This window comes from Pedobacter sp. BG31 (assembly GCF_042464845.1).
Classification (GTDB): Bacteria; Bacteroidota; Bacteroidia; order Sphingobacteriales; family Sphingobacteriaceae; genus Pedobacter; species Pedobacter suwonensis.
The window spans coordinates 77,697-96,623 of the sequence record NZ_JBHNZK010000006.1 but is presented as its reverse complement, the minus strand read 5'-3'; the positions used below and the strand labels follow the sequence as shown (position 1 = coordinate 96,623).

General features: G+C 40.3%; 14 protein-coding genes. 4 read left to right on the top strand and 10 right to left on the bottom strand.

Annotated elements, in window-relative coordinates:
• Positions 1 to 529 precede the first annotated feature (529 nt).
• The 10 genes from ACFE6N_RS09800 to ACFE6N_RS09755 all read right to left on the bottom strand — a co-directional run bounded on the left by ACFE6N_RS09800 (position 530) and on the right by ACFE6N_RS09755 (position 14,153).
• Positions 530 to 2,305 (bottom strand): aminopeptidase P family protein, encoded by a 1,776-nt coding sequence (locus ACFE6N_RS09800; protein WP_378935977.1) that lies wholly within the window; start codon positions 2,303 to 2,305, stop codon positions 530 to 532.
• 459 nt (positions 2,306 to 2,764) lie between these two features.
• Positions 2,765 to 3,232: a hypothetical protein gene (locus ACFE6N_RS09795; protein ID WP_378935975.1), complete on the bottom strand. Its 468-nt coding sequence runs from the start codon at positions 3,230 to 3,232 to the stop codon at positions 2,765 to 2,767.
• Between the two features lie 47 nt (positions 3,233 to 3,279).
• Positions 3,280 to 3,621 carry a LytR/AlgR family response regulator transcription factor gene (locus ACFE6N_RS09790; RefSeq protein ID WP_378935973.1) on the bottom strand — a complete coding sequence of 114 codons (342 nt, stop codon included), beginning with the start codon at positions 3,619 to 3,621 and terminating at the stop codon, positions 3,280 to 3,282.
• Positions 3,622 to 3,828: 207 nt separating this feature from the next.
• The gene (locus ACFE6N_RS09785) at positions 3,829 to 4,731 is read right to left on the bottom strand and encodes a metallophosphoesterase family protein (RefSeq protein ID WP_378935971.1); all 903 of its coding nucleotides are present in this window, start codon (positions 4,729 to 4,731) and stop codon (positions 3,829 to 3,831) included.
• A 110-nt stretch (positions 4,732 to 4,841) separates the two neighbouring features.
• A complete protein-coding gene (locus tag ACFE6N_RS09780) occupies positions 4,842 to 6,707 on the bottom strand; it encodes an alkaline phosphatase (protein ID WP_378935969.1) in 1,866 nt (621 codons plus the stop codon).
• Positions 6,701 to 8,224 carry a RagB/SusD family nutrient uptake outer membrane protein gene (locus tag ACFE6N_RS09775; protein ID WP_378935967.1) on the bottom strand — a complete coding sequence of 508 codons (1,524 nt, stop codon included), beginning with the start codon at positions 8,222 to 8,224 and terminating at the stop codon, positions 6,701 to 6,703. The genes ACFE6N_RS09780 and ACFE6N_RS09775 overlap by 7 nt, the downstream gene beginning before the upstream one ends.
• A gap of 11 nt (positions 8,225 to 8,235) precedes the next feature.
• Complete coding sequence (locus tag ACFE6N_RS09770) at positions 8,236 to 11,466, bottom strand: SusC/RagA family TonB-linked outer membrane protein (protein ID WP_378935965.1); 3,231 nt, start codon at positions 11,464 to 11,466, stop codon at positions 8,236 to 8,238.
• A gap of 237 nt (positions 11,467 to 11,703) precedes the next feature.
• Complete coding sequence (locus tag ACFE6N_RS09765) at positions 11,704 to 12,648, bottom strand: FecR family protein (RefSeq protein ID WP_378935963.1); 945 nt, start codon at positions 12,646 to 12,648, stop codon at positions 11,704 to 11,706.
• Positions 12,649 to 12,711: 63 nt separating this feature from the next.
• Positions 12,712 to 13,275: an RNA polymerase sigma factor gene (locus ACFE6N_RS09760; RefSeq protein ID WP_378935961.1), complete on the bottom strand. Its 564-nt coding sequence runs from the start codon at positions 13,273 to 13,275 to the stop codon at positions 12,712 to 12,714.
• A 248-nt stretch (positions 13,276 to 13,523) separates the two neighbouring features.
• Complete coding sequence (locus ACFE6N_RS09755; RefSeq protein ID WP_378935959.1) at positions 13,524 to 14,153, bottom strand: DNA-3-methyladenine glycosylase family protein; 630 nt, start codon at positions 14,151 to 14,153, stop codon at positions 13,524 to 13,526.
• A gap of 189 nt (positions 14,154 to 14,342) precedes the next feature.
• Between ACFE6N_RS09755 and ACFE6N_RS09750 the strand changes: the two genes are divergently transcribed.
• From ACFE6N_RS09750 to ACFE6N_RS09735, 4 genes are all read left to right on the top strand, one after another.
• Positions 14,343 to 15,020, top strand: coding sequence for a response regulator transcription factor (locus tag ACFE6N_RS09750; RefSeq protein ID WP_378935957.1), 678 nt, complete (start codon positions 14,343 to 14,345; stop codon positions 15,018 to 15,020).
• Positions 15,021 to 16,397, top strand: coding sequence for an ATP-binding protein (locus tag ACFE6N_RS09745; RefSeq protein WP_378935955.1), 1,377 nt, complete (start codon positions 15,021 to 15,023; stop codon positions 16,395 to 16,397).
• A 152-nt stretch (positions 16,398 to 16,549) separates the two neighbouring features.
• Positions 16,550 to 17,818 carry a TolC family protein gene (locus ACFE6N_RS09740; protein ID WP_378935953.1) on the top strand — a complete coding sequence of 423 codons (1,269 nt, stop codon included), beginning with the start codon at positions 16,550 to 16,552 and terminating at the stop codon, positions 17,816 to 17,818.
• A 9-nt stretch (positions 17,819 to 17,827) separates the two neighbouring features.
• Positions 17,828 to 18,916, top strand: a complete 1,089-nt coding sequence (locus ACFE6N_RS09735; RefSeq protein ID WP_378935951.1) for an efflux RND transporter periplasmic adaptor subunit — start codon at positions 17,828 to 17,830, stop codon at positions 18,914 to 18,916.
• The last annotated feature ends 11 nt before the right edge of the window (positions 18,917 to 18,927 follow it).

Here is an 18,927-nt window from a genome sequence, read left to right as displayed (position 1 = left end):
AGATTTTGTGAATTTAGTTAACCAAAAGTAAAATTTAAAAGTAAAGCGTACACCGAAATTTTAAAATAGCGCAAAATCGGTAAAGAATTGGTGTATTTATAGTAAGTTCGGCCTGTTAAAATAAGTGAATGGCAGATCAGATGGTAAATAGCAGGAATTGCTTTCCTAGGTCAAAATATTAACCACATGGGGATATAAGAACATTAAAAAACTGATCACTAAGTGGAAGGATCCTCGATAAGCTCAGACTGACAAAGTTTATATTAAACTCCATTTAGTTTCCCGCAGATTACGCAAAAAACGCAGATAATATATGATGGATTGCATAGGCTGCTGAAAAGACCATCTCAGCAACGATGATAGCTTAAGAGGTCAGCTTATTCGAAAAAATTGGTGTGAAAAGCACATTTACTCACCGCATTATCATTCCCAACCTGATTGGGAATGATAATGTATTGGTACGGTTTGTACATTGAGGTTCCGACCGTTCGAATTTACGACCGTTATTTATATTACTGTTAATAAATAATTAAACAGGCTGACATTTACCTTTCAACCAGTTGGCTTCTTCCTCTAACAGCATGGGTTGTAGCTTCTCGAACACCATCTGGTTGTATTGATTTAGCCACTCGATCTGATCTGCCGATAAAAGCGTTTTATTGATGATAGTGGTATCGATAAAACACAAGGTTAAGGTTTCGAAAGTGAGAAAGTTGCCAAATTCACTACTGCTGCCAGGTACACATAAAACAAGGTTTTCAATGCGTACGCCGTGTTTTCCCGGGCGATAAATACCAGGTTCAATGGAGGTTACCATGCCTGATTTAAAAACTACGTCTACATTAGCCGGACTAATATTCTGAGGTCCTTCATGTACATTCAGAAAAAAGCCTATTCCATGTCCGGTTCCATGCCCAAAATTTATAGCATGTTCCCACAGCGGTTTTCTACAGATCGAATCGATCTGATAACCTTTGGTACCTTCCGGAAAAATTAGTTTAGAGCCTTCTATTAACCCTTTTAGCACTAAAGTATAATCATCGGCCTGGGTTGCAGAACATTTACCAATGGGCATCACCCTGGTAATATCGGTTGTGCCGTATAAATATTGTCCTCCTGAATCGACAAGAAACAAACCATCATCTAAAATTTCCTGATTGCTTTCTGCTGTTACGTTATAGTGTGGCAATGCACCGTTTGCATTGTAACCCGCTATGGTATTAAAACTCAAACCTACGAAAGATTCTTGTTCTGCTCTGAATGAAGCCAGTTTTTCTGCCGCAGACCATTCTGTAATCTGTTCCTTACCTGAACGCTCTTCCATCCATTTAAAGAACCTCGTCAGAGCTACACCGTCATGCAACATTGCTTTCCGGATATGCTTAATTTCGGTATCGTTCTTTAAACTTTTTAAATTTGTGCTCGGATTAATACCTGAAATGATTTTACCACCTTTTGGCAAACATTCAAATAAGCCGAAACAGGTACGTTTTGGATCAATAAAAATCCGGATATCTTCTGGTAGTTCTTTTAGTGCTGCAGCCACTTCAGTATAGGGATGCAGTGCTACACCTTGCTGATTTAATGTCTGGATATCCGTTTGCGATAGCTTTTGTTTGTCTATAAATAGTTTAACCTCTTCCGGTGTTATTAAAGCAAAACTTAAAGTTACCGGATTATAATCTACGTCTTGCCCGCGTAAATTAAACAACCAGGCAATATCATCAAGTGATGAAATTAAATGATAATCTGCTTTATTTATGCTTAAAACTGTCCTCACCTCATTAATTTTAGCTGAAATGCTAAGTCCTGCAGCTTCCTCATTGATTAAAAAAGCATTTTCTACAGGCAGCCCTACCCTATCCTGCCAGATGTCGCTAATAAAATCAACATGGATTGTTTCTATTTCATCCTGAGCCAAATTATGCTGTAACTCCCGGGCCAATGCCACTGTGATGAGTTCGTAATTAAAACCTACCTTTGCTCCTCTCGGCAGCACCTCGCATAACCAACTGATATACTCCGGGGTGTGCGGCACTTTTAGTCTTACCAGTTCGTAACCAGTACCTGTCAATTGTGCTTCGGCCTGTGTAAAATATCTCGAATCGGTCCACAAACCGGCAAAATCCTGAGTAATAACCAGCGTTCCGGCAGAGCCTGTAAATCCACAGGCGAAGGAAATGGCCTTATAATGTGCAGGTAAGTACTCACTAATGTGCGGATCTGCAGCGGTAATAATATAAGCATCTACTTGTTGAGCGAACATTAATTGGCGTACGGCCTGTAATTTTTCTGCAAAGGTCATCTAAGAATTGTTTTATTGGGTCAAATTTAAATATTACAGCGACATCTTAAAATAAACCAATATTAATACAACCGATGTTTCGCTTATTTTTGGTTGAAATCAGGTTCAATAAGAGCATTATAGTAGCTGAGCAAATAAATTGTTGATTATAAATACTGCTTCTCCGCAGCTTGTAAAAGCTTTTCGATTAAGGAGCCGTCAAACGCTGACCGGGAGCGCAGCGGAAAGGTATACACTAAACCGAGCGTTAGGCAAGCTCATCGAAAGTAATTCATTTCAGTGTCGTTCCTGCTAAAAAGACGCAAACTACGAAGTAGCTACAAGTCATTGTAAATATTATTTCTACCTGTAAAAACAAGTTTCAGCCTGAAGAATGGTCCGATATGGAAAGTTTATGAAACCGTATTTTAATTCAATAATGATCGAATTCAGGTCTTCAGGTGAACATATCCGGAGAGGTTAAACATACCGGTCTATTGCCGGAGCTTTGATTACCTGGTAAGAATCTGATTTCTGAAAGCAGCGTATGTTAAAAACAAGGGCCGATTCCCGCTCGGCCAATGCATGGATGCCCAATGTAAAACGTTGTTTAAAACTTTTGGTACAAGCCTCTCTATGGCAGATTATTTCATAACGCTGCAAATTTTCTACAATCACATCAAGCACATACCTTGGCCATTGTTTTTTGATTAAATCGGGTAACCAGCTAAACTGCTGCGTATCTATTAAATCACCCATCTTTTCAATAACCAACGGGGGAATATCTTCACCTACAATCTGGGTCCAGTTTCCTTCAACTTGATCAATAATACCTAATACCTTACATCCGGATATAACCAACCAGGGATCTGTCATACCTGCGCGCATCATTTGATAGGGTATAGCTGCTGAAAGTTCCTGTTCAAAAAGGTAAGTAAGTTGGATCATAGCGATATCAATTGTTTATCGGCAAATTATTAAGTCGTAACAGTTTATCAATTGTACCGGTAAAAACGCTTCATTGAAATCGGCTTGCCGAGATAACATTCAAAATTAGAGTCTATTCTCCTCACTTCATTTTCCAGGTGAGAGGAAGCGTAGATTACGAACCTCGCTTTAGAACGGAGATGCTGAGATAGTTCAGTACCTTTCATCCCATCCATATCAATGTCCAAAAAAAGAAAGTCGATTTGGTCGCCCGCACTAATTGTTTTTAATGCGTCAACAGGATTATCAAAGGCATCAGCTAATTTTAAAAAATGTGTGTCTTCAATATAATCAAGAAGTACATCTATGGCGTGCTGTTCATCGTCAACAATTGCACAACTATAATACATAAGCAAATTTAGATAGGTTACACCAAACTTAACATATCTTAATCCGAATCCATATAGAAAGACATAAAAAGGGTAAAATTACGGTAACTGTTTAAGTATTAATCAGACGAAATTTCTGTTTTATGCATTTTCAAAAAGCGTTCAAAAAAAAATACCAACTATTTAATGGCCGGTACATCGCGTTGCACAGCAGGTTAAATTCATTCATCAATACTCCATATATTGCTCCTCAAAGCTACCATCAGCGTATAAATCGATTATTCCGTAGCCAGGTGCAGTTTCTCTTCTGTTCCCCTCCCACCAGGCACCAGATACCGCACCATTACAGAGATAGGTTACATTGTTATAGACCACTTTATCGCGCATGTGCAAATGACCGCTTAAACACAATCTTACATTGGGATGCGAGTAAAAAAGATGAATAATTTTAGCGGTATCGGTATGCATATCTCCACCCAACATCGTCCATTTGTTCACAACATTATCTTCTATCATCAATAACGCAGTAAGGATTGGAATATGGGACATCACCATCACCGGCATGGTTTTACCGGTATTTTCCAGTTCGTTTTTTAACCAGTTGAATTGCTCATCACCAAGTTTACCAATATACCAGGTATTGTCTATATCCAAATGGGTACTATCCAGCACAATGATTTTCCATCCGTTCTGTATCAGGCTGTAATAAGGTTTAACCAACTGCAATTTATCCATAGCGTATTTCTTCCCATAAAAAACTTCGCCTTTGCTATCTTCATTCCACCAGATATCGTGGTTACCCAAACAATAACTTACAGGGATGCTACATTCGTTTTTCATGGTTTCCTGTACCAGTTTCCATTGGCCGTTAATGGCACCAATATTTTCTTGGTTCATATCGAAAACAATATCTCCACCATTTAAAATCAGATCTACTTTTGGCAATTGTGCCTGTAAATGGTGCAAACATCTGGCAAATCTTGCCGGTGCATTAAACTGGTTCTTCAGGTGTACATCTGTAAGATGCGCAAGCCTTAAAACAGGCTTTTTCTCAGTGGTTAACGAAACTTTCGACAATGCTGGCAGCAAAAAAAGGCCACCGATACTTTTGAGTGCAGATCTTCTTTCCATCAGTTTTTTATTATTTAAAACGAGTATTGTAATTATGATGCTAGATTAAGAAAAAAGCGGCGCTGTAGTAGGTACAGAAACCGCTATAGGGATATTTTTTCCTTATTTACTTATTTAGCTTTTACCAGATGAAAGGCTTGAATAATTTTATGAAAAATTTGATTATTGGGATAAACACCGTTGAAATTTTGTGCACCAGGGCCATAAGCGAAAACCGGAACCATGATCCCCGTATGATCGTTGGTACTAAATTCGCCCCTCACCATTCCTTTATCGGCATCGCCATCTAAAAGTGTTAGTCCACCTGTTTCATGATCGGCAGTTACAATAACCAATGTTTCGCCGTCCTGATCAGCAAAGCGCAGTGCCTCGGCAACGGTACGGTCGAAGTCGTGAAATTCGGTAACCAGATAAGGCAGATCGTTGCTATGACCACCGTAATCAATCTGCGCACCTTCAGCCATGATAAAGAAACCAGGTTTGTTTTTCGATAAAATCTGCAGGGTGTGTGATAAGGAATTTTTAAGCATATCGCCACGGCCTTTTATAACCGGCCTGGTGGCAGAATCATCCAGCAAAACCAATTGTTTACCTTCATCCTGCTTTTCAAAATCAGTCAGATTATTGGTTAAGTGAAAACCTTTAGCTTTTAAATCAGCCAAAAGCCTGCTGTTTTTATTTTGCTCGAAAGCTTTGCGGTTAGAACCAACTAAAACTTCGGCCTTGCTGGTCAACAGATCACTCGCAATTGCGCCGTTATAAGATCGGTCGAGCTGATGCGCGTAAAATACCGCTGGCGTGGCATCAGTCAGGTCGCCGGCTGTGATGATGCCACTTTTAATACCGAAAGCAGATAAGGTATCTACCAAATTGGTTTTATTCTGATCATCAGGTCCCATTCCAATGTAACGGTTATTGGTTTTATAACCTATGGCCATGGCACTCCCGCCCGCGGCAGAATCGGTGTTTCCGGCATCGGCAGCAGCGGTTTCAGAAAAGCCGATGTAATGGAATTTGGCCATGTTCAGCTCACCGTGATTGGCAATCAAACCCGCATGGATGGCAGCCAGTCCCATCCCGTCACCAATTAACAAGATGACTTTTTTTGGCGCCTTATTCTGCCCGTCGGTTTTGTATGTGGGTGTGTAGGTTGTATACGGCTTTGGATTGGTATAACTCAATTTATCCTGATTCAGATAAAAATCTTTCAGTTTGGTTGGTTTATCGGTATTAATCCAATCAGCGCCTAACCTTTCGAGCACAATCCAGGTATTCGGACTATCCTGTGAAGCCCAGAACCGGAAAGGTTTGCCTTTCTGATGTGCCTGTTCTATTGTAGACCTAATTTTCAATTCATCGGTTTTGGTCGGGTTGCCCTTTCCATTCCATATGGTATGATTTTTCAAATCATCGCTGATCATTGCTACCCTTCCTAATTGTGCATTGGTGTAAATGGTTGTTGGTCTGCCATCAAAAGATAATTTTTCATCATAATTTTTAAAATCTGCCGGGGCAGGCATATCGCCACTAATTACCACTTTAATGGCATTAGCATTCTTTTTGGCATCAAATACTTCTCCATAAGCTTCAAGCTCTTTCAGCAATACCGGGAGTACATGTTGGTAATCTTCTTTTACGTCAACTACCAGTTGCAACCTTAAGGCCGCATTGGTGTAAGGATGATTTCCTTTTGCTTTAAAAAAGCTGGCCAGCGGATCGAGGTATATTTTTTTAAGTGTAAAACCCGGCTTAATTTCTGAAGCTTCATGTGCGACATACAATTCACCATCTTTTAAAAAAACGTCTGCCTCAATGGATCCCATTTCGGCATAATATGCAGTAAGAAGCGGAATATCCTGCTTATAATCATTGTGACTATGCCCATGGTTCGCGTTTAGCCTCACCTGGGCAGATGCACTTTGCAGCCCCAGCACAAAGGCCATTGCCGCAAAGTTTATTGCTATTTTTTTTACCATCCTGGGTTTTGTTTAATTACACCCGCACTGTTATCAATTTCTCTTTGTGGTACGGCCCAAACATCGTGTACCTGTGGATTGAAAGTTCTTGCCGGCCAGATCACACTGCCATCATAATCGTGCAAAGGTTTGGCATATGTAGCTTGCGCATCGCCCCATCTCACTAAATCGCGGTGACGATCTGCCCATTCTCCGGCAAGCTCATTTCTGCGTTCGCGTTTAAGGTCATCTATAGTCATTCCCGTTTTAGCCCCTAAACCGGCCCGCAGCCTGATTTTGTTCAGTTCGGTATCGCCCGCGCCCGCACCGCTCAGGTTAATGGCAGCTTCTGCTTTAATCAGCAATACTTCTGCATAACGCATTAAGGGTACATTTAAATCAGTTGTTCCATTATCTCCGTTGGGGTTAACATGGGTTGGGATCGGGTTGGCATAAGAAAATGGCTCCATGTATTTTTTAAACTGGTAATTTGAAGTTGCCCCTCCATCTTTAGTAAAGGTGCGTTCTGCGCCAAAAAACATGAATTTATCACCAGGTTTTAAAATAGTTGCTTCCCTGCGTTGATCGCCAGCTTCGTATGAATCGTAAAGTTCTTTGGTTGGCAGGTAATAGCCCCATCCGTTATAAATACCCCAGGCTTTATTCGTTAACATTACTCCAGGGAGTTTGCTTCCCCAGCCGGTTCCGCCTCCGCTAGGTGTACATACTACCGACCAGATATACTCTTTAGACCAGTTATTTGAAGCTTTAAAAACATCTGCAAAACCTGTACTGATTAAATCATGCTGCCCGGAGTTGATTACCATATCTGCGTATTTAGCCGCATTGGCATAATCTTTTTTGAATAGATATACCTTAGATAAATAAGCCCATGCTGCCGTTTTATGTGCTTTACCATAATCAGCAGGTTTCATTGCCGAAAAAAATGGAAGATTGTCAGCCGCTTTTAAAAGAAGCGAAATAATATAATCATAGTTTTCATTTACATTGCTGGCGCGGGGAATTGCCTGCGATGCGTCGGTTTCGGGTTTCACAATCGGCACACCTGCTTTATCGTTTCCGTAATTTGCAGCCAGCTGAAAATAGACCAAACCTGCATTGAAATAAGCATCACCAATAATCTGTTTCTTCAAACTTTCATCCATATTGATATTGGGCACATTGGTGATGATATCGTTGGCACGTTTGATAATGGCATAACGCATGCTCCACTGCGTTTCCGTATAACCACCGCCTACATATGTACGGTTAAAGTTTTTAATGTTATCAGCCTCTGGCTTGTTACGGCCGGTAACCATATCATCGCTGGCATTGATAAACCAGAACATCCCGCGACCATAAAAATCCTCTGCATTGTAGAGTTCGTACATTCCGCCTTCGGCTTTCAGGGCGTCCTCTTTAGTTTTCCAGAAATTCTGCGCCGATGGAGAACCTTCCGGTGTAATATCAAGCTGTTTTGTGCATGAAGAGAAAACAGCAAGGGCGGCAAATGCCATATATTTTAAATTCTTTTTCATTGTTGTTGTGATTATAAATTTACGCTTAAACCCAGGATAAAACTTCTGGCTTGAGGATAACGGCCAACATCCACTCCATTGTTGTCCATTCCGATTTCGGGATCGAAGCCTGAATATTTAGTAATGGTGAAAAGATTGTTTGCCGTAGCATAAATCCTGACACCGCCTGTTTTTAACTTGTTAGCGATCGATTTTGGCAGGCTATAACCCAAGGTTACGTTGCGGATACGCAGATAAGAGCCATCTTCTATATAAAAATCAGAAGCTGCAAAGTTTCCGTTGGCATCGCTGGTTGAAATAATCGGCACTTTGCCCCCCGGATTCTCCGGCGACCAGGCATCCAAAATACCAACCAGTTTGTTATAGGAAGGTCCGGAAGCACTATAAGTAGTACGTTTTACCGCATTAAACAACTTATTACCCTGAACACCCTGAGCAAAAATATTGAAATCGAAATTTTTATAACTTGCATTGAAACTCAATCCGTAAGAGAAATCAGGATAGGCGCTGCCTGCAAAATACCGGTCTTTGCTATCAATTGACCCATCGCCGTTGATATCTACAAATTTAAAATCACCTGCTTTTGCATTCGGCTGGATTTTTTGTCCCTTCGCATTTTTATAGTTATCGGCTTCTGCCTGACTTTGAAAAATACCATCGGTTTTTAACACATAGTAACTGTAGAGCGCCTGTCCAACCCTATTGGTCAACGGTGCAACCTCGTTACGGAAATTGGTGGATACCACCTGGTTTTCCATACCCGGTATAAGTTCTTCTATTTTGTTATTTACTTTCGTTAAAGTTGCGTTTACCGAGTAAGTGAAGGCTGCATTTTTATCGCTGTTATAAGTTAATCCTAGTTCAATGCCTTTATCTTTTACCTTACCTGCATTAATGATCTGCGTATTTAAACCTGCCGTTCCAGGTAATGTCCTGGTCAGGATCATTTTATCGATTTCTTTGATAAAATAATCTCCAGTAAGATTGAAACGTCCCAATACCGCTACATCAACACCAAAATTGGTTTGTTTAGATTCAGCCCATGCTATGTTAGGATTGGCCAAAACCGTTTGAACATAACCATTTTGTAAAGCTGGTGTTTGTCCGAAATAACTTTGTGTCGGCATTAATAATGGATTAACCGCATCAGAGGTAAGTGTTCCTAAATTACCAAGAAAACCATAGCTACCTCTTAATTTCAGTTCATTTAACCAATTTATATCTTTAAGAAAATCTTCTTTGCTCATTACCCATCCAACCGAAGCCGAACCATAATTTCTGGTTCTGTTATTTTTAGAGAGCAAAGATGATCCATCACGGCGACTGATTAACGAGAACAGGTATTTTTCGCGATAGTTGTAGTTTGCCCTTAAAAACAGTGACGAAAGCGCCTGTGCATTATAACCGCTCGAAGAAGGCTGTATAACCGTGGCATTCATTAGATATCTATATTGTACTGATTCATCGTCAAAACCAGAGCCTGAAGAATATAAACTACGGAGCTGTGTTTTTTGAAATGAATACCCTCCTGTAAGATCAATTTGATGATTACCAAAAGTACCTTTATAGTTTAACACTTGTTCTGTTAGTAAATCGCTGTTACGGTTACTGCGTTCCACTAAACTATTGCTCAATACCGGCTTTCCTACTTCAGGTCTTTTAGGTGTAAAGCTTTTAAATGATGCGTCTGTTTTGGTAATGCTTAAATTAGACCTGAAAGTTAAACCTTTGGCCAATTTAATATTAGCATAAGGATTAATTACCAACACATTTACAGGATTGTTGATATCAATACGCATTAAATCGGCAACAGGATTTACAATATCACCATAATCGCCGGCATAAGGCCCCGGCAAACCCGCAAAACTACCGTCGGCATTGTAAGGTGTAGCATTTGTAGGATAATAAATGGCTGAAAGTAAAGCACCGGTATAATCGCTGCTGGTATTGGCACCATTTCCATTGGTGCTGCTGTACGAAAGGTTTTCGCCCACTTTTAACCAATCGGTTACTTCATGCTCGGTATTGATCCTGAAATTGTAACGTTTGGTTTTGGTATTTAACACAATCCCTTCAGCATTACGGTAATTAAAACTGAGGTAATAATTAGATTTTTCGCTCCCGCCATTTATCGCCGCGTTGTAATCCTGTAATAATCCAGTTCTAAAAACCTCATCCATCCAGTTGGTGCGGGTAATCTGCCCGTCAGGATACTTTGCCGGATCAAAAGCTGGTAATAGATTGCTACCGCCATTTTTTGCGGCCGTCGCTGCCACCTGTGCGCGTTGTTGCGCATTTAAAGGTTCCAGCTTTTTCCATGCGCTTTGTTGGCCCAATTTAGCGTCAAAACTGATCTGCATTTTCCCGCTTTTGCCTTTTTTGGTGGTAATTAATACTACACCGCCCGAAGCCCTTGCGCCGTAAATGGCAGCAGATCCATCTTTTAAGACTGAAATTGATTCGATATCATTAGGATTAAGCTGTGGCGTACCTGAAAATATAGAACCATCGATTACATAAAGTACATTTTCTCCATTAATACCACCCGATCCGCGGATATTGATACGTGGTGCAGATGTTGGGTCGCCGCCCTCATTGGTCACGATCACACCTGGTGATTTTCCGGCCAATACTTCCCCAACACTGTTTAATGAACGTGAAGAAAGTTTATCCAACCCAACAATACTGATTGCCCCGGTTAGGGTTTCTTTTTTCTGCGTACCGTAACCCACAACTACAACATCAGCAAGTGTAGAGCGTTCTTCTTTCAAAACCATGTTAATGACCTGTTCTTCGCCTACTTTTGCTTCCCTGGTCTGGTAACCGATCATAGAAAATGAAAGCAATGCATCAGCACCAACTGCAATGCGATAAGCACCGTTTCCATCGGTAATGGTACCACTTTGTGTGCCTAATACTTTTACAGATACGCCCGGAAGTGCCAAACCTGTTGTATCTCTTACTATTCCTGTAATTATCCGGTCTGGTTTATTCATTACGGCGTTGTTTAAAATCACATATCCGCCTTTTTCCAGCACCTGCAAACCAAGTCTGTCTAAAAGCGACCTTACAGGCTCGCTGGTAAAATCGCCGCTTACCAACATGTTTTTTTGTTGTAGCTGATCTGGATTATACACAAAACTGAGTCCGGTACGTGATTCGATTTCTTTGATGATCTCGGTAATCTTGCGGCCTTTACCTATAGTAAGGCTAACCCTGGTTTTCTCTAGTTTCTGTGCCATACCTGCCGAAGCGAGGATTGAGCTACAAAAAATGCAGAGAATTGTAAATGTTAAACATGAGTATTTCATGATCTTATAAAGAGCTGGTGTCCGCTTGGCGGAGGTTGTTTTCATTGCTTAATTTGTTTGATTTTGTTTTTGTAAAGCTTTATTTATGCTGGCTTTGTTGCCAGGAAGAGAGATTGCGGCACCTGGTCTTACCAGTAACCGTACATAATTCTATATCATATCCTTATCTCATCTGTATATTTTAAATGATTTATGATTTTTTGATGCGTTGAACCTGAGGTGGTGCAGACTGCAGAGAATATCCAGAATCTCCTCCGGTGATTGTGTGCTGCTAAAAGATGCAGTTGTTTTAAGTTTGCCTAGAGCGCTATCGTTTAATAGAATTTTAATGCTGTATACATATTGGAGTTTAGTAACCACCTGATCAAGCGTTGCTCCATCAAAAGCATATTTGATAACAGCAGACGTTTTACTTTTGCGGATGGCAGTACGACCGTTATTTTTATCATAAGTTAAAGACTCGTCCTTAACCAGCGTACCCAGGTTGCCTTTTGGATTGCTGACCGCAACTTTACCCGTAACCACGGCAACCTCAAGATGCTTACTGGCCTGATAAGATTTTATTTTAAAAGAGGTACCCAAAACGCTAATGTTTACACCAGCACTTGTATGCACGGTGAATGGTCTTTTCTCCTGATGGGTTATATCGAAAAATGCCTCACCCTCTTCAAGTTCGATTTGGCGGCTGTTTGAAGCAAATATTTTAGGATAGCAGAGTTTTGCCGAAGGGCCTAATAATACAACCGAACCATCGGGCAAGATAATTCGCTTCTGCTGCGTAGCTCTGTTAATTACGGTTATCTGATTTTCAGACGGTATTTCAGTATTCAGTTTCCAAATAACAACCCCCACTGTAACCATCAAGAGTATGGCGGCGGCAACCCTGATAAAAGATCCGAGTTTGAATACGCTGCCAATTGTTAACTTCCTGCGCATAGCAACCTGAAGTTGGGCAAACATTTGCGCACCTATTGCAGCTTTACGGTCGGCAGGTACAACCACATCTTTTACCTGGAATGTGGCATACCACTCTTCAACCTTTTTTTGCTCTTGTGGACTTGCCTGCTCATTGAGATATTTTTGCAGCAGTTCCTTTGCCTGTTCTTCTGTCATTTACATACATGTCAGTTGAAAAGCAGAATGGTACTAACCAAAAATGTTATCAGTAAATTAACTTTATGTTAAGCCAATCAATACAGTAATTAATATGATATAAGACAGGCTTTTTTTGAGCAATTTTAAAGCAGCGGAGAGCTGATTTTTTACAGTCTGAACCGAAATATCCAGTTCTGATGCAATTTCTTTTATCGATTTATCTTGTTTTCTGCTCATTGAGAAAACCATTTGCATTTTTTCAGGCAGCAATGCAATGGCAGAATCCACTTCAAGATGAAGCTCCTTTAAAAGGAGTTTATCATCGGCAGCAATCGTCTCTTTTTCATCCATTAAAGCACTAAGCGCTGTTTGATGCTGCGCTTTGAGTTTACCTGATCTAAAATAGTTGATCACTTTATATTTTACAGCGCCATGCAGGTAAGCCCCCAAACTGGAGGAGAGGTTAATCGTTTTATGATTTTCCCAAAGTGAGATAAAAATTTCCTGGGTAATATCCTGCGCAAGCGCTTCATCACCCGTCTTTTTGAGCGCAGCATCAAAAATATCTGACCAATATGCCTGGTAGATTTCCTCCATAGCCTGATGGCTTCCGCGCTGTAAAGATGAAAGTAAAATTTCGCTCAAGGGATGCTGCTTTTTTCGCAGCAAAGCTACCAGCTGCATATTCCCTTATTATTAACAAATCTTAAAGAGAAAATTTATCCTGAATGAGCTTTAACATTTTTTTAAGGAACAACGTTATGTTACACCCTCTTCCTGATCTATTGGTTTTGAATATCTATACTGTAACTGAGAATAATTAAATGAACATGTTGATGAATACACATACCATGTGGTTAAAATCCAGGCGCTATAAACCAGCAAGGGTGGATTTATTTCTGCTTCCTCTCTGCTAAATACGCATGCCACAACAGCATGGTGGCAATAGTGCGATAAGGTTTAAATTGCTCTGCCACCAATAACACTTCCTCTTTACCCAACCCTGCTGACAAGCTTTTTACTTTCTTTAACGAGTTTACGGCAGCCAGATCTCCTATCGGGAAAATATCCTGATGGTGCAGCATAAAAATCAGGTAAATATCTACGGTCCAATCGCCAATCCCCTTAACTCTTTTAAGCTGGTTTCTTACGGTTAGGTCGTCCATTTTCTCCATTTCACTCAAAGACAATGCCCCGCTAACGATATTTTCGGCCAAATGGCGAACATATGCCGTTTTTTGCCTGCTAAAATAACATTCCCTTAATTCCTGATCAGTGAGCAATAACACCCTTGCAGGAGTAACCTCATCAATTTTTTCTTTTAGTTTATTCATTGCGGCCAATGCCGAAGCCAGAGAAACCTGTTGTTCAAGAATAATATGCACTAACGATTCGAAAGTATTTGGACGCGACCAAAAGGGTGGATACCCATATCGATCCAAAATCAGTTGCAAATCCGGATGATGGCCACCTAACAAATCACAAAGTTGATGATAATTGGTCTGGTCAAATTTTTCGAACATAAAAATATAGCTGTTTTAATATAATTTCGTTTCGGTTGGTGAGACAATGAACGATAGCATCCAATATAACCGCAATCCTATGCAACCTAATTATCCATTATGAGAGGATGAGATTAATTTCAATCCCTAAGGTAACGGAAAAACCCCTATTTTAATCCCTTTTTAAGATGAGATGGTTACTTTTGTTAAATGCTAAAGATCGGAATAGCTGAAGACGACCCTAAAATTGCTGAACTTTTGAAGTCGGCACTCGAAGAAAATAATTATCAGGTACTTACCGTAGCCAATGGAATTGACGCGCTGGAGATTTTTTTAAGGGAAAGTTTTAACCTGTTGATTATCGATGTAATGATGCCTGGCTTAAACGGCATACAGCTTTGTAAACACCTCAGAGAAAATGTTTTACACATACCAATCCTCATGCTTACGGCAATGGGTACTATTGATGATAAAGTTACCGGTTTAGAGGCCGGTGCCGATGATTATCTCGTCAAACCCTTTCACCTGAAAGAATTTTTGGCCAGGGTTGCAGCCCTATTACGCAGACAGCCACCTGTTGAAAATAAAACAGACCATAAATTATATTTTGAAGACCTCGTACTTGATCGCTACAGCAAAGAGGTAAGCCGTGCGGGTAAACCGATCGAATTAAGCGCCAAAGAATTTATCCTGCTCGAACTTTTTATGCGCAACCCCAACCGTTTGCTCTCAAGACAATTTATAGCCGAGCAAGCGTGGGACATCAGTTTCGAAACCGGTACCAATGTAATTGATGTATACATTAATTTTCTGCGAAAAAAAATCGAAAAGGGTTTTGAACGCAAACTCATCCATACCAAAATCAATATGGGATATATCCTAAAATAGATGAAAATAAAGGACCGGATAGCACTATATTTTACGCTGATCAGCACTTCAATGCTCTTCGCCGTGCTTTGCACAGTATATTTTACCTTTATGAAATTTTTAGAGGCCGATTTCTTCGAACGCCTTACCGACCGCACCATGGTAACTGCTAAACTGTACCTCGAAGCGGATGAAATCAGTAGAGATGCATTAAATACAGTACGCCACAAATATCTTCAAAAATTGAACAGCGAAGTAATTCGCATTTATGATCAAAAGAACAGGGCTACTTTTATCGGCGATACTGCCCAATATTGGACCCCTGCAACCATTGATCAAGTACGGCGGAAAGGCCGTTTAAAATATACGGACGGTCAGCGACAGGTAGTTGGTATTTATTATGAGGACAACCAGGGCGACTTCGTTATCCTCGCTTCGGCCGACGACCAGGGCTCACACAACAGGCTAGACAAGTTGTTGAAGATCATGATTTTTATCTTTATCCTTATCTCGCTTATCGTATTATTATTGAGCAGGTGGATTGCCCAGAAGATGCTGAAACCGCTGCAAAAATTTATGCTCGAAGTAAAACAGGCAAGCGCTCAAAACATGCAATTTAGAGTAGAAGAACATCACAATAAGGACGAGATTAATCTCATTGCACAGAGCTTTAATCATTTAATGGAAGAACTCGAACAGGCTTTTATATTGCAGAAAACCTTTGTAGCCAATGCTTCACATGAACTTCGAACGCCCGTTACGCGGATTATGATGAACGCTGAACTTGCCCTATCAAAAGAAAGAGATCAGGCCGCTTATCAAAAAGTGATTATTTCGATGCTTGAAGATGCAGAAAAAATGGAACACATCATTACAGGTTTGGTGGCCCTGGCAAAAATGGATCTTGATCTGATCAATTCTCAACTTGCTCCGATCAAACTTGATGACCTGCTCGCTAAAATTCAAACCGAATGGAAAATGCAGAAAGGTCTTGACCTTAACATTACTTATCAAACGCCCATCACTACCAAACCTGAAATATTGGCCAATGCCACTTTGTTACAAATTGCCCTGGATAATATCATTTCAAATGCTTTTAAATTTTCCAATAACCAAGAAGTAAATATCCAGGTTGAAACCCGTAAAAACCATGTTTTTATCCACATCATAGATCATGGACAGGGAATTTCAGTTGATGATCAGGCAGATATCTTTAACCCTTTTTATACCCGTGCAAAAGAACATGGCCAGCATGGCGAAGGTATGGGGCTTTATATGTCTAAAAAAATTATTGATTTGCTTAAAGGCGAGATCACCATTAAAAATCCAGATCAGGGTGGCTGCACATTTACGGTTTCGCTCACGCTCATTTCGAATCCCGCTAACACTCGTTTCTAACGAGCGTTAAATAGCATATCGTTTACAAACGATGAAACCGTATACCTATTCTTGCACTCGTTTGGAAAAGAGCGCAAGCAGGTCAGCAACTTTAATCCCCTTTTAAGGCCGATTTAATCCGCTTTTAATCTGGCAAAGATAGCTTTGCTGATATGATAAGGGTATTTTCATGGCTCATTCTTTTTTGGGCATTAACAGCCGCTACGGCTTTCGCACAGCACGATACATTAAGCTTAAACTTAAACCAGGCGGAAAGCCTTTTTTTGAGGAATAATTTCGAGTTATTGGCCAGCAATTATGAAATTGATCAGGCAAAAGCAGAAATCATCACGGCTAAACTTTTCGAAAATCCTACACTGGAATACGAAAATCTTTTTTACAATAAGGACACCAAAAAATTCCTGCAAACGTCGTATGCCCACGGTCAATATTCCGGATCTATTTTTCAGCTGTTTAAACTTGCTGGCAAACGCAATAAGAATATCAAGCTGGCCCAAACCGGGGTTAAAATGGCCGAATACGAGTATTTTGACCTGATCAGAACCTTGAAGTTTGAACTCGTTAATACCTTTTACAAATCCTATTTTGCTGCGCAATCGGTCAAAGTATATCAGGAACAAATCAGTTCTACAGCGCAGCTCGCGAAAGCTTATGATCTTCAGTTAAAAACGGGGAACGTTGCGGCGAAGGATGTGATCAGGATAAAATCATTATTGATCAACCTCAAAGCAGAACAAGCAGGGCTAATGAATGAACTGGAAGATTACTACAAAGATTTGAAATTGCTCTGTGGCATTAATGCTGCGACCTCAATCACTTTGGTTTTAGATGAAGCAATGCTCAAATCACCCAGTGTAGATAAAATTCCCTATCAGGCCTTACTTGATTCGGCCAGGGCAAACCGCACTGACCTTAAACTGGCCAAAACCAACCTGCTTTATAACGAACGTAATTTAAAGCTGCAAAAAGCAATGGCCATTCCCGATATAGAAATTGGGCTGAGCTACGACCTTAAAGGAAATTATCCTGAAAAATACACTGGTTTAGGCATTAAAATTCCCATTCCGCTTTTCTCCAGAAACCAGGGTGAAATTAAAAAAGCACAGATTGGCATTACTGCCGCAGATGTAAATATTAAAAAGCAAGAAGCTCTGTTGGAGAATGAAGTATTTAACAGCTATAAAACTGCTTTACGCAACGAAAAACTATATGCAGAGATTGATCCTGCCTTTGGTACCGATTTTAATACACTGATTTCAGGCCTGATCAAAAATTTTAAGGCACGTAACATCAGCCTGATCGAATTTTTGGATCTCTATGATGCCTATAAAGAAAATACGCTTCAGCTCAATAAACTCCAATCCGAAAGAATGAGTACACGAGCTGAACTCAATTATGTAACTGGTTCTAATATTTTTTAAATAAATTTCATGCAAAATCGCTATAAACACACCGTACTCATTGCTGCAACCAGTTTATTCTTTGCTTGCGGCGAACATAAAACGGCTGCACCAAATGATAAATTTGCCATTACAGATTCTTTGATCAACCGATTATTAATCGATACTGTACAACAGGCTAACGGTAAAACCGAACTCATGTTTTCGGCCAAAATCACCGCAAATGAGGAGCGCAGATCTGAACTTTTTCCCATGGTAAGTGGAACTGTAAACCGTGTTGGGGTAAGGTTAGGCGATCAGGTTTCGAGCGGACAAACACTGGCTACACTCACCAGTTCTGAAATGGCAGGTTTTGATAAAGAAGTTATTGCGGCAAATGCCGAACTTAAAAATGCAGAAAGAGCAGTAAAACAAGCCGAACAACTTTTCCAAAGTGGTTTATCATCAGCAAAAGAACTCGAAGAAGCAAAAAATGACTATCAGATCAAAAAAGCAGAAGCAAAAAGAGCCAGTTCTGTATTAAAACTCAATGGAGGTAGCAGTACAGGATTGTATGCAATTAAATCGCCGATTAGCGGTTTTGTGATCGAAAAAAATGTTACCCAGAACATGCAGTTGCGTGGCGACAATGATAAAAGCCTGTTTACCATTGCCGATCTCTCCAACGTTTGGGCCATGATCAATATTTACGAGTCGGATATTTCGCGTGTTAAGGCAGGTGATGAGGTAAGTTTATCAACACTATCCTACCCCAATAAAGTTTTTAAAGGAAAAATAGAGAAATTATACAACCAGGTTGACCAGGACAGCAAAGTAATGAATGCAAGGGTGGTGATCCCAAATCCAGGCTTTTTGCTCAAACCTGGTATGCTTGGAACGGTAAAGGTTTCGGCTAATTCATCTATTGATCTCCCGGTTTTAAACTCAAGGGCCGTAATTTTCGACGAAAACAAAAACTATGTGCTCGTTCTGGGGCAGGATCATAAAGTAAAAATCCAGGAGATCGAAATAGGGCGTAAAACCGCCGATAAAACCTATATCAGTAAAGGAGTACAGGCCGGCGACCGCATTATTGCATCCAAACAGGTTTTCTTATTCGAAAGCTTAAAAACACAATAATTTCTTTTTAT

Excerpts from the sequence above, each read along its gene's own strand:
- ACFE6N_RS09735 (WP_378935951.1), top strand. The coding sequence starts at position 17,828 with ATGCAAAATCGCTATAAACACACCGTACTCATTGCTGCAACCAGTTTA.
- ACFE6N_RS09800 (WP_378935977.1), bottom strand. The coding sequence starts at position 2,305 with ATGACCTTTGCAGAAAAATTACAGGCCGTACGCCAATTAATGTTCGCT.
- ACFE6N_RS09790 (WP_378935973.1), bottom strand. The coding sequence starts at position 3,621 with ATGTATTATAGTTGTGCAATTGTTGACGATGAACAGCACGCCATAGAT.
- ACFE6N_RS09770 (WP_378935965.1), bottom strand. The coding sequence starts at position 11,466 with ATGGCACAGAAACTAGAGAAAACCAGGGTTAGCCTTACTATAGGTAAA.
- ACFE6N_RS09765 (WP_378935963.1), bottom strand. The coding sequence starts at position 12,648 with ATGACAGAAGAACAGGCAAAGGAACTGCTGCAAAAATATCTCAATGAG.
- ACFE6N_RS09745 (WP_378935955.1), top strand. The coding sequence starts at position 15,021 with ATGAAAATAAAGGACCGGATAGCACTATATTTTACGCTGATCAGCACT.
- ACFE6N_RS09780 (WP_378935969.1), bottom strand. The coding sequence starts at position 6,707 with ATGGTAAAAAAAATAGCAATAAACTTTGCGGCAATGGCCTTTGTGCTG.
- ACFE6N_RS09750 (WP_378935957.1), top strand. The coding sequence starts at position 14,343 with ATGCTAAAGATCGGAATAGCTGAAGACGACCCTAAAATTGCTGAACTT.
- ACFE6N_RS09785 (WP_378935971.1), bottom strand. The coding sequence starts at position 4,731 with ATGGAAAGAAGATCTGCACTCAAAAGTATCGGTGGCCTTTTTTTGCTG.
- ACFE6N_RS09755 (WP_378935959.1), bottom strand. The coding sequence starts at position 14,153 with ATGTTCGAAAAATTTGACCAGACCAATTATCATCAACTTTGTGATTTG.
- ACFE6N_RS09795 (WP_378935975.1), bottom strand. The coding sequence starts at position 3,232 with ATGATCCAACTTACTTACCTTTTTGAACAGGAACTTTCAGCAGCTATA.
- ACFE6N_RS09740 (WP_378935953.1), top strand. The coding sequence starts at position 16,550 with ATGATAAGGGTATTTTCATGGCTCATTCTTTTTTGGGCATTAACAGCC.
- ACFE6N_RS09775 (WP_378935967.1), bottom strand. The coding sequence starts at position 8,224 with ATGAAAAAGAATTTAAAATATATGGCATTTGCCGCCCTTGCTGTTTTC.